At 68.6% G+C, this 14,774-nt stretch carries 11 protein-coding genes; 5 read left to right on the plus strand and 6 right to left on the minus strand.

Annotated features, from left to right (window positions below; genetic code table 11):
- Window positions 1-214: 214 nt before the first annotated feature.
- The 5 genes from BLV92_RS18855 (at window position 215) to BLV92_RS18875 (ending at window position 7,001) form a co-directional block, all read left to right on the plus strand.
- On the plus strand, window positions 215-1,147 hold the full coding sequence (locus BLV92_RS18855; RefSeq protein WP_090547775.1) for an ABC transporter substrate-binding protein: 933 nt from the start codon (window positions 215-217) through the stop codon (window positions 1,145-1,147).
- Between the two features lie 31 nt (window positions 1,148-1,178).
- Window positions 1,179-2,381, plus strand: a complete 1,203-nt coding sequence (locus BLV92_RS18860) for an acyl-CoA dehydrogenase family protein (RefSeq protein WP_090547777.1) — start codon at window positions 1,179-1,181, stop codon at window positions 2,379-2,381.
- A gap of 37 nt (window positions 2,382-2,418) precedes the next feature.
- Entirely contained in the window at window positions 2,419-3,516 is a 1,098-nt protein-coding gene (locus tag BLV92_RS18865) for an LLM class flavin-dependent oxidoreductase (RefSeq protein WP_090547779.1), read from the plus strand.
- Window positions 3,517-3,649: 133 nt separating this feature from the next.
- Window positions 3,650-4,648 (plus strand): aliphatic sulfonate ABC transporter substrate-binding protein, encoded by a 999-nt coding sequence (locus BLV92_RS18870; RefSeq protein WP_090547781.1) that lies wholly within the window; start codon window positions 3,650-3,652, stop codon window positions 4,646-4,648.
- A gap of 211 nt (window positions 4,649-4,859) precedes the next feature.
- Window positions 4,860-7,001, plus strand: coding sequence for an NHL repeat-containing protein (locus BLV92_RS18875; RefSeq protein WP_090551190.1), 2,142 nt, complete (start codon window positions 4,860-4,862; stop codon window positions 6,999-7,001).
- Window positions 7,002-7,084: 83 nt separating this feature from the next.
- Here the strand turns inward: BLV92_RS18875 and BLV92_RS18880 are convergent, their stop codons facing one another.
- The 6 genes from BLV92_RS18880 to BLV92_RS18905 all read right to left on the minus strand — a co-directional run bounded on the left by BLV92_RS18880 (window position 7,085) and on the right by BLV92_RS18905 (window position 14,773).
- Window positions 7,085-8,671, minus strand: a complete 1,587-nt coding sequence (locus tag BLV92_RS18880; protein WP_090547782.1) for a phospholipase D family protein — start codon at window positions 8,669-8,671, stop codon at window positions 7,085-7,087.
- Between the two features lie 265 nt (window positions 8,672-8,936).
- Window positions 8,937-9,926, minus strand: coding sequence for a porin (locus BLV92_RS18885; RefSeq protein WP_090551193.1), 990 nt, complete (start codon window positions 9,924-9,926; stop codon window positions 8,937-8,939).
- 249 nt (window positions 9,927-10,175) lie between these two features.
- Complete coding sequence (locus tag BLV92_RS18890; RefSeq protein WP_090547784.1) at window positions 10,176-11,048, minus strand: aspartate dehydrogenase; 873 nt, start codon at window positions 11,046-11,048, stop codon at window positions 10,176-10,178.
- Between the two features lie 21 nt (window positions 11,049-11,069).
- Window positions 11,070-12,149, minus strand: coding sequence for a porin (locus BLV92_RS18895; RefSeq protein ID WP_090547785.1), 1,080 nt, complete (start codon window positions 12,147-12,149; stop codon window positions 11,070-11,072).
- A 100-nt stretch (window positions 12,150-12,249) separates the two neighbouring features.
- Entirely contained in the window at window positions 12,250-13,428 is a 1,179-nt protein-coding gene (locus tag BLV92_RS18900) for an LLM class flavin-dependent oxidoreductase (protein WP_090547787.1), read from the minus strand.
- A 76-nt stretch (window positions 13,429-13,504) separates the two neighbouring features.
- Window positions 13,505-14,773: an MFS transporter gene (locus BLV92_RS18905; RefSeq protein WP_090547789.1), complete on the minus strand. Its 1,269-nt coding sequence runs from the start codon at window positions 14,771-14,773 to the stop codon at window positions 13,505-13,507.
- Between the last annotated feature and the right edge of the window lies 1 nt (window position 14,774).

Below are 14,774 nucleotides of genomic sequence, written 5' to 3' on the forward strand. Positions count from 1 at the left end.
GGTTTCACTCCACAAAAGAAAACGACGCGGCACGCAGCCTTGTCGGATGCCTAAGCTTATCGTCACCGGACGCGTGTCTTCAAGCGCATTCGATACATCTCGCCCGAGGCGCGCGCATTTTCCATCCGCATATTTGCAACGAAGAACAATGCGTTTGCGTTATGACGGGGCCGTCCGTATCGTGTCCGTTCCGATGCGACCACCGACTTCCTCCATGCGCCGTTCACTTCTTCGCCTGCTGCACGCCACGCTGTTCGCCCTGCCCCTCGCGGCCCACGCCGAAACGACGCTGAAGGTCGGCGACCAGCAGTTGCAGACGCGCGGCGTGCTCGAAGCATCCGGTCAACTCAAGGACGTGCCGTACCGGATCGAATGGTTCAACTTCCCGGCCGCGCAGCCGCTCGGCGAAGCGTTGAATGCCGGCGCGATCGACATCGGCGGTCTCGGCGACGCGCCGCTGATCTTCGCGTATGCGGCCGGCGCGAAGGTGCGCGCGGTGTCCGCGACGCGCTCGACGCCGGTCGATCTCGCGATCGTCGTGCCGCAGGATTCGCCGATCCACAACGCCGCCGACCTGAAGGGCAAGCGCATCGCGACGACGCGCGGCTCGATCGGCCACTACCTCGCGGTCGCGACGCTCGAACGCGCGAACATCAAGCTGACCGACGTGTCGTGGCACTACATGCAGCCGGCCGATGCGAAGGCCGCGCTCGCGTCCGGCACCGTCGATGCGTGGTCCACGTGGGACCCGTACGTCGCGCTCTCGGAAGCGCGCGATCACGACCGCAGCATCGCGAACGGCGTCGGTCTGTCGTCGGGCCTCAGCTTCGAAGCGGCGACCGACGACTCGATCCGCGCGAAACGCGCGGAAATCGCGGACTTTCTGAAGCGCGTCGCCGCGGGCCAGCGCTGGGCGCTCGCGCATCCGGACGAAGTCGCGGCGATCCAGTCGCGCGTGACCGGCCTGCCGCCCGACGTGCTGAAGACCGTCTATCAGCGCGCGCAACTGCATCCGGTGCCGATCGACGACGGCCTGATCGCGGAGCAGCAAAAGACCGCCGACCTCTATCACCGCGCGGACGTAATCAAAACGAGGCTCGACGTGACGCCGAGCTTCGACAAGCAGTTCTCGCAGGCCGCGCAGTGACGCGGCGCACGCAGCGCAAACGGATACCCCGATGACCCGCCGACACCCCGATCACACGCTCGACGACGTCGAACGCGACGCCGAAGCCCTCGCCGCGCTGCGCGACCTCGACAGCGCCGACGCGCAACGCTGGCTCGCCGCGCTGACAACCGGCTTCGCGGCGGGCGCGGCCGAACTCGACGCCGGCCCGCATTTCCCGCACGGCAATCTCGCGAGGCTGCGCCGCGCGGGCCTGCTGTCGCTGACGGTGCCGCGCGCACTCGGCGGCCACGAAGCGACGTTGCCGCAAACGCTGAACGTGATCCGCGCGGTCGCGCGCGGCGAGCCGTCCACCGCGCTGATCCTCGTGATGCAGTGCCTGTATCACCTGCGTTTGCAGGCGAATCCGAACTGGCCCGCGCATCTGAAAGAGCGGCTCGCGAAAGACGCGGTCGAACGCGGCGCGCTGATCAACTCGCTGCGCGTCGAGCCGGAACTCGGCTCGCCGTCGCGCGGCGGCCTGCCCGCGACGGTCGGCGCGCGCGACGGCGGCCACTGGACGCTGAACGGCCGCAAGCTGTATTCGACCGGCAGCCCCGGCCTCACCTGGTTCGCGGTGTGGGGCCGCACCGATGAGGCATCGCCGCGCGTCGGCACATGGCTCGTCCATCGCGACACGCCGGGCATCCGGTTCGGCGCGCCGTGGAATCATCTCGGGATGCGCGCGACCGGTAGCCACGAAGTGATCTTCGAGAACGTGCGCGTGCCGTTCGATCAGGCCGTCGATCTGCAGCCGCCCGGCCCGAACACCGGCATGGACCCGGCCACGTCGCTGTGGATGAACGTGCTGGTGCCGTCGATCTATGACGGCGTCGCACGCGCCGCGCGCGACTGGTTCGTGCAATGGGCCGCGTCGCGCGTGCCGTCCGGCCTGAACGCGCCGCTGTCGAGCCTCGACGGTTTTCAGCAGACGGCCGGCCGCATCGAATCGCTGCTGCTGAACAACCGCGTGCTGCTCGATGCGGGCGCGGCGGGCCAGTTGACGACGGCCGAAGCGCCGGCGATCAAGTACCTCGTCAGCCGCAACGCGATCGAAGCCGTCGAACTCGCGCTCGAAGCGAGCAGCAACCCCGGCCTGAGCCGCGACAACCCGCTTGAGCGCCACTACCGCGACGTGCTGTGCGCGCGCATCCATACCCCGCAGAACGACACCGTGCTCGGCAATCTCGGGCACGCCGCCTACGCCGCGCGATGAGCGCACGGCCATTCACGAACAACGAGGAGCCCCGACGATGAGCGTCGAATTCATCGGCTACGTCAGCCATCAGGAATCGAGCGAGATCCATCTGCCGCACGGACCGGCGGTGAACCCGTCGTACATCGCGTCGGTCGCGCACGCGCACGAATACGGCGGTTTCGACCGCGTGCTGATCGCGCATTCGAGCGCGTCGCCGGACGGCTTCCAGATCGCGTCGTTCGTCGCGCAACAGACGAAGCGGCTCGGCATCCTGCTCGCGCATCGTCCCGGTTTCGTCGCGCCGACACTTGCCGCACGGCAATTCGCGACGCTCGACCACTTCAGCGAGGGACGCGTCGCGGTGCACGTCATCTCCGGCGGCGACGATACCGAGCAGCAGCGCGACGGCGATTATCTGAGCCACAACGACCGCTATCGCCGCACCGACGAATATCTCGACGTCGTGAAGCGCGCGTGGACCAGCGACGCGCCGTTCGATCACGAAGGCGAGTTCTATCGCGTGAGCGGCCATCGCTCGCAGGTGCGCCCGCTGCAAAAGCCGCATCTGCCGGTGTATTTCGGCGGCTCGTCCGAGGCGGCGATCGAGGTCGCCGGCAAACACGCGGACGTGTACGCGTTGTGGGGCGAATCGCTCGCGGCGGTGAAGGAGACGATCGCGAAGGTCCGCGCGGCCGCCGCGAAACACGGCCGCGAGCGGCACATCCGCTTCAGCCTGTCGCTGCGCCCGATCCTCGCGTCCACCGAGGAAGCCGCGTGGGCGCGCGCCGAATCGATCCTCGCTCGCGCGAAGGACGTGGTCGCACAGTCGCCGAACTTCACGCGCCGCCCGAAGGACCCGAAGAACGTCGGTTCGCAGCGGCTGCTTGCGGAGGCCGAAAAAGGCAACGTCGTCGATACGCGGCTGTGGACCGGCATCGCGGCGCTCACGCGCGCGGCCGGCAACTCGACGTCGCTCGTCGGCACGCCGCGGCAGGTCGCGGACGCGCTGGTCGAATACCACCGGCTCGGCGTGACGACGTTCCTGATCCGCGGCTTCGATCCGCTCGAAGACGCGCTCGCGTATGGCCGCGACCTGCTGCCGCTCGTGCGCGACGCGATCGACGGCGGCCACGCGCGCGCCGCCGCGGCGTGACATCCCGCGCCGGCCGCATCAACGCTACGTTATGCGTATCGCTTCGATGGATAGCTGAAACCTTCAGTTAGCCGACGGCTTACGGGTTGCTACGATGGCCGCCTCGATCATTCCGACGCTACAGAGGCAACCCATGACGTTCCTGACCCGACGGGCCTTCACGCGCATCGCGCTCGCTTCGCTTCTCGCCGCAGCCGGCGTGTCGGCGCACGCCGAGGACGCCGCGCCGGTCGCGCTGCGCATCGGCTATCAGAAGTCGTCGACGCTGATTACGCTGCTGAAAGCGCAAGGCACGCTCGAAAAGGCGCTCGCGCCGCTCGGCGTGCGCGTGTCGTGGAACGAGTTCACGAGCGGCCTGCCGCTGACCGAGGCGCTGAACGCGAACGCCGTCGATTTCAGCGCGGACGTCGCGGACACGGTGCCGGTGTTCGCGCAGGCCGCCAACGCGAATTTCGTGTACGTCGCGCAGGAAGCGCCGTCGCCGGGCGCGCAGGCGATCATCGTGAAAGGCGACGGCCCGCTGCACACGCTGGCCGATCTGAAAGGAAAACGCATTGCAGTGACGAAGGCCGCCGGCAGCCATTACCTGTTGCTCGCCGCGCTGGCGAAGGCCGGCATCGCGCCCGCCGACGTGAAGATCAGTTACCTGAGCCCGGCCGACGGCCGCGCCGCGTTCGAGCGCGGCAGCGTCGATGCGTGGGTCACGTGGGACCCGTATGTCGCGTCCGTCGATCGGGAACAGGGCGTGCGGATTCTCGCGGACGGCAACGGGATCGCGTCGTATCAGCGTTATTACCTCGCGTCGAGCCGCTTTGCGGCCGCGCATCCCGACGTGATCCGCAAGGTGTTCGAGCAGCTTTCGCAGGAAGGCGAATGGGTGCGCGCGCATCCGCAGGACGCCGCGAAGATTCTCGCGCCGATCTGGGGCCTCGATGCGCAGACCATCGAACGCGCGAACGGCCGCCGCAGTTATCAGGTCCGCGCGGTCACCGCGCGTTATTTCGGAGAACAGCAGACGATCGCCGACACGTTCTTCAGTGCGGGACTGCTTCCTGCTCGGGTGCAGACCAGCGACGCACAACGCTGGGACTTCGACGCGAAACGCGCGTCACCGGTCGGCCCCGCGTCGTGAGCCGCGCACTGGCCTTGCGGAATCGAAAGCTCATCGGCATAAAAATAATCCACTTTATTCCACGCGAATATTGAGCGAATAAATTCGCCGAGGGTCCGTGCGAGCATTTTTAACGACGGCGCCGCCGCGCGCCGTGCTCCACTGAACGAGGCCCTTCGTGAATTTCGCTTACCGTCTGCTTGCGGCGTCCGCTGCCGCATCCGCGTTGCTCATGCCCTGCGCGTTCGCGCAGACCCCGCTCAACTACACGACGTCCTGGATCGGCAACAGCTTCGGTTACGGCGACGGCAAGTGGATGCAGCTCGACGTCGAGGCGATCGCGGTCGCGCCCGACGGCACCGTCTACACGAACGCGCCGTGGGACGAAAGCGGCAGCGAGATCGGCGTCTACGCGCGCGGCGACAAGCTCGCGGTCGGCGGCAACACGCACGGCTGGGGCGCGGCCGGCGGCGACGCGATCGCGGTGAACAGCACCTACGTGTACGCGGCGATGTCGATCGGCAACCAGAACAACACGCTGCGCGGCAGCGACTATTCGCCGGCCGGCAGCACGTGGTTCGGCGTGACGCGGCGGTTGCGCTCGAACGTCGCGAAAGGCGCGCCGTTCGCGGGCGGCATCGGCAACAGCGCGAACGTGACGAAGAACAGCTTCCTGCGCGTGACGGTCGCGCCGAGCGCCGCCGACGCCGCGGTGCGCGGCCTCGCGGCGACCGACACCGAACTGTACGTCGCCGATACGTACGACAACCAGATCGTCGTGTACGACGCGCAGACGATGCGCCAGTTGCGGTCGTGGGCGGTGCCGTCGCCGGGCCGCATCGCGATCGACTCCGATTCGACGTTGTGGGTCGTGCAGGGGATGCAAAGCCCCACCGGCCCGACGGTCGCGCACTACGACCCGAACGGCGCGGCACTGCCCGGCGCACCCGCGCTGCCCGCCGGCACGATGCCGGCCGACGTCGCGATCGCGCCGTCGGGCCAGCTCGCGATCGCGGACGATGGCGCGCAGCAGTTGATCCTGCTGTACAACAAGTCCGCGAGCGGACAGACGCAGCTGGCGTCGACGCTCGGCACGCGCGACGGCATCTTCCACACGGTAAAGGGCGTGCCGGGCGACTGGCGCTTCAACGGCATCACCGGCATCGGCTTCGATCAGGCCGGCAACCTGTATGTCGCGCAGAACGGCCAGGGGCTGCGGCCGTTCGGCTCGTCGCTGGTCGGCCAAGGCGCGGTACTCGAAGCGTATCGCGGCCTCACGCGCGCGTCGATGTGGCGGCTGTACGGGCTCACGTTCGTCGATGCGGCCGCCTTCGATCCCGCCTCCACCGCGAACGTCTACACCGGCTCGAAGCTCTTCACGCTCGACTACCGGCAATCGGCCGGCAAGGAATGGAGTTATGCGGCGTTCACGCTCGACCGCTTCGATTATCCCGACGACCCGGCCTTCCATATGGCGCGCGGCGTGCGCGGCTCGCCGATGGTGCGCCGCTTCAACGGCGGGCTGTTCCTCTACACGCTCGACGAATACGCGCACTACCTGAACGTGTATCGCTTCTCGCCTTCGACCGAGGGCGACGTCGCGATACCGGCCGGCCTGTTCGCGCAGAACCCGCTGCCCGGCAACTGGCCGCAGGGCCAGCCGACCTACGGCGAATGGATGTGGCGCGACGCGAACGGCGACGGCCGCGTGAACGCCGCCGAGATCACGTCGAATCCGTCGACCGGCTCGACGGTCGGCGACGGCTACTGGTGGGTCGATGCGCCAGGCAACGTGTGGCTCGCGACGCCGAAGTCCGGCATCCGCGAAATGCCGTTGCAAGGGCTCGACGCGCACGGCAATCCGCAATACACGTATGCGTCCGCGCGAATGTTCCCGATGCCCGCGCCGTTCACGCGGATCGCGCGGATCGTCTACGACGCGGCCAGCGACACGATGTACGTGACCGGCTTCACCGCCGCGATCCCGTGGGACTCGACGCACTGGAAGGAAGCGGGGCCGGTGCTCGCGCGCTACGATCACTGGTCCGCCGGCACGCTAACGCCGACGTACACGGTGTCGCTGCCGTGGAATACGACGGGCAACCCGCAGGTGACGACGGTCGGCATCGCGGTCGCCGGCAACTACGTGTTCATCGCGGAACTCTATACGCAGCGCATCGACGTGTACGACGCGCGCAACGGCCAGTACGTCGGCGCGATGACGCCGGGCGCGAGCGTCGGCAACACGTCCGGCTGGGTGGACATCTACATGGGGATCAGCGCCGCGCAGCGCGACACCGGCGAATACGTGGTGCTGGTCGAGGACGACGCGCGCGCGAAGATCCTGATGTATCGGTGGACGCCGGGGCAGTGAGCGCGTCGCTCGCGAGCGGGTCTCACAGGAGGCGGCCCGCTCGCGAAGCGCCATTCAAGCGCGACTTCGCTTCAGGCATCGCCTCACAGCAGCCACTCGATCGGCAGGATCGAGAAGAACCACACGCCGACGCGCATCGTCCACGTCGTGTTCGGCTCGGTGTCGTAGCGGATCGTCTGGTCGCCGCTGCGGCCGATCCAGTACAGGCGGCCGTTGTCGTCGAGCTTCACTTCGTACGCGAGTTGCGGCGCGACCTTCCAGAACGCCTCCTCGATCCGTTTCGCGAGCGTCGGGCTGTCGATCACGAAGCCCAGTTCGGTGTTCAGGTTCGCGGAGCGCGGATCGAAGTTCAGCGAGCCGACGAACACGCGTTCGCCGTCCACCGCGAAGGTCTTCGCATGCAGGCTCGAACCGGAACTGCCGAACGAGCCGATCTTCTCGTCGCGCTTGCCGGGCGCGCCCAGCTGCCGCTTCATCTCGTACAGCTCGACGCCCGCGCGCAGCAGGTCCGGCCGCCGCCGCGCGTAACCCGAATGCACCGGCGCGACGTCGGTCGCTTCGAGCGAGTTCGTCAGCACGCGCACCGTCACGCCGCTCTTCGCGAGGCCGGTGAAGTACGCGGTGCCGTCTTCGGCCGGCACGAAATACGGCGACACGAGGTCGAGTTCGCGCGACGGCCGGCCGACGACCGCCTGAAGCTGCGGCAGGATCTTCGATTCCTTCGGCGCGAGACCGAGCCCCTTCGCCGGGTCGTCGCTGACCATCTGCGTATGCGCCCATTCGAACGGCAGCGTGCCGTCGAGCAGCAGCCGCACGTCGGGCGTGTTGCGGATCGCGTCGATGTACGCGACCGCCGCCGGGTCGGTCCGGATCGCCTGCGCGCGTCGCGCCAGCACGTCGAGGTCGCCGGGCGCGGCCGGCGCGATGATGCGGTCCGCCGGATACGCGGACGCGCTCGCCCAGTAGCGGTCGAAGTCATGCGCGGTGTCCGATGCGATCGGACCGACGGCGAGCACGTCGAGGTCCGCGAACACGACGCCGTCGGTCGCGTCGAAGTATTCGTCGCCGATGTTGCGGCCGCCGACGATCGTCGCGGTGCTGTCCGCGGTGAACGACTTGTTGTGCATCCGCCGGTTCGCGCGCGAGAAGTCGGTGATGAAACCGAGCATCTTCGGCCGCCGCACGACGAACGGATTGAACAGCCGCACCTCGATGTCCGGATGCGCGTCGAGCGCCGCGAGCGTGCTGTCGAGGCTCGACGGGATGCCGTTGTCGTCGAGCAGCAGCCGCACGCGCACGCCGCGATCGGCGGCCTCGTGCAGCGCTTCGAGCAGCAGCGTGCCGGTCAGGTCGTTGCGCCAGATGTAGTACTGCACGTCGAGCGTGCGCTGCGCGGCGCCCGCGAGGTCCATCCGCGCGGCGAACGCGGCGCGCGCATCCGCGAGCGGGTCGATGCCGCTCTGCCCCGGATGCCGCGCGAGCCGGTCCGCGACGGACTTCGCGAGCGGCGTGGACTGCGCGTCGGCGGGCGTCAGCGCGACCGACTGCGTGCGGTTGTCGCGCGGCGGCAGCGCGCAGCCGGCCAGCAGCGCCGCGATCAGCGGCAACGCGGCGGCAAGCCGGGCGTTGCGCCGCGAACGGATGAACCGAACCTCGTGCAGACGCTGCATGGGAATCCCGCTTGACGGACGGGCGGACGCGAACGGCGGCCGGCCTGCCACTCGATGGGTGAGGGGCATCGTAACCGAAAGCGCTTGAGCGCGGCAACAAACGGGCATCGGCGCGAAACGCGCCATGCGGCGGTCGGGCGGCGCGCTGCATTGCAGCGTCGTATCCGGGCCCGGCTGGCCGGTTGCGCGTGATGCGCAGGCAAGCGGTCGCCTGTACAGCGATGCGGTTCGCGTCGCGACGACCGTGGCGGCCGTGAAGCCCCGCTCAGAACCGCTCGATCGCGCCCAGTTGAACGCCCCGCACCGGCGCACCCGGATACGCGGGCGGCAGCCCGACGACGTTCACGCCGCGCAGCGTGAACTCCGCATCCGCGCGATTGCGCAGGATGCCCGCGCTCGCATACAGCAGCAGCCGGCGCGACACGTCGTATTCGCACGCGGCGCTGAACTGGTCCGCGTCGTTGTCGCCGCCCGAGCGGTCGCGCATGTACGTGTAGCCGAGCGACGCGCGAAAGCGCGGCGTCACCGCATAACGCGCCGACACCGCCAGCCCGTCGTCGTGATAACGCGGCGAGCCGCCGTCGCCGTTGAAGTACGAAACGAAACCGGTCACCTGCCCCACGCGATACGACAGGCCGCCGAGATTCGCGCGCAGCGCGCCCGCGTCGTTCGTCTGCTGGTGCGCGTACAGCACGCTGAAACCGCCGCGCCGATAGCTGAACGTCTCGAAATGGCCGGCGAGCCCGTTGGCCGACGTGCCGTCGCGCAGCGACACCATGATCGTCGACGTGAAGCCGTGGATGTCCGGCGACAGCCACGTGATCGCGTTGCTCACGTACGGCGTGATCTTCGACAGGTTGTTGAGGCCGGACGCGATCGTGCCCGCGCCGAACGCATCCAGTTGCCCCTTGAACGGAATGTAGATCGGCGAATACTGCCGGCCCATCCGCAGTTCGCCCCACGGCGCGCCGATGCCGATCCACGCCTGGCGGCTGAACAGCGTGCCGGCGGTCGAGAACGTGCCGTCCGCCGAACTGAAGCCGTTTTCGAGGTCGAACAGGATGCGCGTGTCCGGGCCGATCTGCTCGGAACCGCGCAGGCCGATCCGCGAGCCGCGATACGCGCCGGAATCCAGCCGCGGCGTCCACGTCGAGCCGGGGTTCGTCACTTCGATGCTGGTGTCGATCACGCCGTACAGCGCGACCGAGCTTTGCGCATGGGCCGGCCGCGCGGGCGTGCACAGCGCGAGCAGCATGGCGAGCGGCGCGACGATCGACAGCGGCCGCGCGCGGCGGGGAGCGACGGTATCGAAGTGCATGAAGGCCCGGTGATCGTGGTCAGGGGCTGCCGACGTCGCGAGGCGCGAGGTCTTGCGGCGACGGCGGCAAATCGTGCCTATCGTACCGGCTTGCGGCCGTCGAAGGGAACCGGGCCGATGCCGATTGAACATTCGCGCCGCCGGGTGTGGGCTTCCTGGCGTGGGCTTCCCGGCGTGGGCCGCGGCTTACGAAACCGTTGCGGCCAGCACCATCCTGCCCGACGCGCGCTCGCGCAGGAAACGGATCGCGCTGAACGCCGTCAGCGCGGACGTCTTCGGATTCTGCGCGAACGGGCTCGCGGCGATCTCGACGCATAACGCTCCGAATGCGCCGCGCGCGCGGACGGTATGCGTATTGCGCGTGGCCGCCGGGTCGGCGAGGAGCCGCACGCGGGTCCGCTCGAAGCCGACGCCCGCGAGCGCCACGGCGGCCGCGACGTTCGCGTTCTTCGGATAGAGGCGCGCGGTGTCGCGCGCAGTGCCGTCGAAGATCGTCGTCGCATCGCGGATGCCATCGAGCATCCCCGCCGCGTCGGCCGGCGTGCCGCGCCACGCGTCGACCGGCTTGCGGCCGACGTACAGCACGTCGTCGAGGCCGCCGGCCGCCGCCGCCGCGAGCGCGTCCAGCCCGCCGACCGCGCCTGACAGCAGCGACGCACGCACGTTGCCGTGCGCGGCCGCGGCATCGCATGCGTCGCGCAGCGCATCGTCGGCGAACGCGCCGATCGACACGATCGCGCATTCGACGCCGCTGCGCAGCAGCGGAATCACGTGCTCGCCGATCGCGCAATGACCCGCGCATTCGACGGCGAGTTGCGGCACGCGCGGCAGATCGCCGATGCGGCTCGCGACCGCGATCGCCGGGCCGACCTTGCGCGCGACGTCCATGACGCTGCGCGGCGACACGACGATCTGGTCGATCGCGATCGCCGGGTCTGCCGGGTCCGAGGCGAACGCGTCGAACACCGTCGAGCCGATCGCGCCGAAACCGATCAGCGTCACGCGCAACGGCGCGCTTCGTCGCATGTTGCGGCCGCTTTCGTTTGCCGGGTCAGTCATCCAGAGCGTTTGCAAGAGAGATCAGAAGAAGTGATGCATGCCGACGCGAAACGCCATCTGGTTCGCGCCCGACGACGGCACGAGCAGCGGGATCGCCGCGTTGCCGTTGCCGTTCGCGTGCTGCCACGCGACCTGCGCATACACCGTCGTGCGCACCGACAGCAGATACATGTCGCCGACGCCGAGTTCCGCGTAACGCGTGCCGGTCAGCCACGACAGATGGCCGCCGACGTTCACCGTGTTCGCGACGCTGGTATGCACGTCCGCGCCTGCCTCGACGGTGCGCATGCGGCCCGAGCCGGTATCGGTGCTCAGGTTCACCTGGGTCAGCATCCCGTGCAGATCGACCTTCTGCCCGAACGAATACAGCGCGGACACCCCGCCGATGTCCTGCGTCCGCGCGTTGAACACCGCGCCGCCGGTCAGCGACTGGCCGAGAAAACTCGTGTAGCCGAGCTTCGAGCCGACGTCGATCGCATGATGCCGCCAGCTGCTGTACACCGCCGACGCGCGGAACGGCCCGTTGCGGTACGACACGTCCGTGCTGATCACGCGGCCCGGCTGCGTCGTCGTGTCGTCGAAGCCGTAGATCGCGCTGGCCGTGAAGCCGCCGACGGTCGGTGTCGTATAACGAACCGAGTTGTTGATCGAGTCGCCGATGATCCCGATGTTGTCGAGATTCGCCGGGTGAAACAGATAAAACGTGTACTGGATGCTGCCGTTCGAATTGAGCCGCAGCGCCTCGGTCGTCAGGTCGAGCTGGCGGCCCATCGTCAGCGCGCCGTAGCGCGGCGACGACAGCCCGACCCACGCGAAGTGGCTGAACGCCTCGTTCGCGATCGTGCCCGCGCCGGTATTCGACAGGAACCCGTCCTGCAACGCGAATACCGCCTTCAACTGGTTGCCGAGGTCCTCGGAGCCGCGCAGCCCGAAGAAGTCCGGCACCGCGACCGGCCCGGCCAGCGCGGAACCGCTGCCCTTCGCGTTCGTGTTGTACGTGACCCCTTCGTCGATGCTGCCATACAGCGTGACGCTGCCCTGCGCATGAGCGGCGGCAACGAACGATGCGCAGACGAGCGCCGCAATCGCGGATTTTTTCATCTGTAGTTATCCTTCTTATTATGGGTGCGAGAATGGTTCGATGCGGCCCGCCGCGGCAGCGAACCCAACGCTCGCGGCCGCGGCGGGCTTGCGGCGGCGCTCAGCCGGCCTTCACGCGCAGGCCCCGCGCTTCGAGGAGCGGCAGCACGTTCTGCGCGAAGAATTCGAGTTCCGGCGCGTAGTCGTAGAAGCCGATCTGCACGCCGTCTACGCCGGCTTCGTGCAGATTCTGCAACGCATCCGCGACGTCGTTCGGGTCGCCGACGATCTGCACGTGGCCGCCGAGAATCCGGTCGGCCGGCACGTGCTCCTTCCAGCCCTGCGCGTCGCCTGCGTTGTGGCGCGCGGTGTACGCGCGGATCGACTCGTAGTCGGCATGCGCGACGATCGCGTCGCGATACGCGAACGCCTCTTCGCGCGTCGGCTTGCAGATCACCATCGGGAACAGGATCACCTTCGGCGAGCGGCCGGTGCCTGCATAGGGCGCGCGAATCCGCTGCACGTGGTCCGGCATCGCTTCGATCGCGCGTTCGAACACCGCGCCCGCCGGGCTCGACGTAAACACGATGTCCGAATGCTTCGCCGCGTATTCGTAACCCGCCTGCGACGCGCTCGCTGACACCATGATCGGCCGCCCGTAACGCGGCCGCGGCGACACGTAGGCGCCTTCGAGCTGATAGAACCGCCCGTCGTGCGTGACGTTGTCGCTGCCGTCCCACAGCGCCTCCATCACCGACACGAATTCGTCCGCGCGGTCGTAACGTTCGTCGTGCGCGATGCGCTTCATCCCGAACATCAGCGGCTCGGCCGCGTCGTAGCCGGTCACGATGTTGAGCCCGAACTTGCCGCCCGAGATATGATCGGCGGTCGCCGCGAACCGCGCGAGATGCAGCGGATGCCAGTTGCCGTACAGGATGTGGACGGTCGAGATCGTGATGAGCCGCGTCGTCACCGCGCTCAGCGCGACGGTGGACATGAACGGGTCGAGAAAATTCTCGCGGTAGTGCGCGGCGCCGCCGAAGCCGCCCTTCGGCGCCCACTGCTGCAAACCGAACACGAAGTCGAACCCGTGCGACTCCGCGCGCAGCGCGAGCGCGCGGTTGTAGTCGAACGACCAGTCGGTGCCGCGCGGATAGGTGGACTGCGAAAAGCCGCCGGTCTGCGTCGGCAGGAACAGGCCGAGCATCAGCGGCTGGCGGCCCGCGCGCGACAGCGGGCTGTCCGGATCGTCGAGCGGGCCGCGCAGTCCGGTCGCGCGGTTAACGGTTTCGGTAGACATGATTCGATCGATACACAGGTAAGTTGATTCGGGAGCCGCGGCGCGCTGCGTGACGCGGCGAACGGAATGGACGCGTTCAGTCCGGCAGCCCCTTGCCGCGCGTCTCGGGCAGGAACAGCACCGCGACCACGCCGAGCAGGTAGATCGGCGCGAACCACAGCGCGACCTTGCCGAAACCGCCGAGCGCGGCGGCCAGCGTGCCGGCCACGATCGCGCCCGCCATCGCGAGATAACGTGCGCCGGAGAACACGATGCTGATCGCGGTCGCGCGGATGCGGGTCGGGAAGAGTTCCGGCGTATGGATCGCGTACCAGCTGTACAGGCCGCCGGTGAAGAAGCCGGACACCAGCTGCGCGATCGTCACCGCCCGCGCGGAGCCGAGGCCCACGAACACGAACGGCACGATCAGCAGCGAGCCGAGCAGATAGACGATCGTCGTCGGCCGACGTCCCCACGCTTCCGCGAGGAAGCCCATCGCGATGCAGCCGACGATCTCGCCGAAGTTGTACAGCGCGCCGGCCCAGCCGGCGAGCGACGCCGCCTCGCGCGGATCGTGCGCGAGGCTGCCGACGAAGGTCGGCAGGAACGACGTGACCGCCCACCAGCCGCCGGTGATCGAGATCGACACGACGAGCGCGCCGACCAGATGACGCCGCACCTGCGGCTCTCCGAACAGCGCGAACGGCTTCACGTCGTGGCGCGCCTTCGTCCAGCGCGTCGATTCGGGAATCCGCCGGTACACGGCGACGATGACGAGCAGCGGCACGATGCCGAACAGGTACATCCAGCGCCACGACAACCCGAACGTCGAGCCGACGACGATCCACAGCCCCGACACCAGCAGCCCGCCGACCGAAAAACCCGCCTGCAACAGCCCCGCGCCGCGCGTGCGCCACTTCTCCGGCCAGATTTCCTGCAGCAGCGACGTGCCGACGCCCCACTCCGCGCCGATGCCGACGCCGGTCAGGAAACGCGCGAGCGCGAGCCACTGCCACGTGGAAGTCAGCGCCGACGCGGTGGTCGCGACGCTGTACAGCGCGACGCCGAGCAGCATCGTCTTGCGGCGGCCGAGCCGGTCGCCCATCACGCCGCCGAGCACGCCGCCGGTGGCCCAGCCCGCGAGCGTGATCGTCACGAGATAACCGAGGTAGCGGGCGAACAGATGCGACACCTCGGGCGGCAGCAGTTCGGCGAGCGCGGGACGGCCGGTGACGAGCAGCACGAACGTGTCGTAGCCGTCCGCGATCCAGAACGTCGTGACGATCGCAAGCACGATCCACGCTTCGCGCGTGACCGACGTGCCGGCTGGCGCCGGCGACTCCCGCAGGGACTGGTTCGCGTACATG

The organism is Paraburkholderia caballeronis (genome assembly GCF_900104845.1).
Classification (GTDB): Bacteria; Pseudomonadota; Gammaproteobacteria; order Burkholderiales; family Burkholderiaceae; genus Paraburkholderia; species Paraburkholderia caballeronis.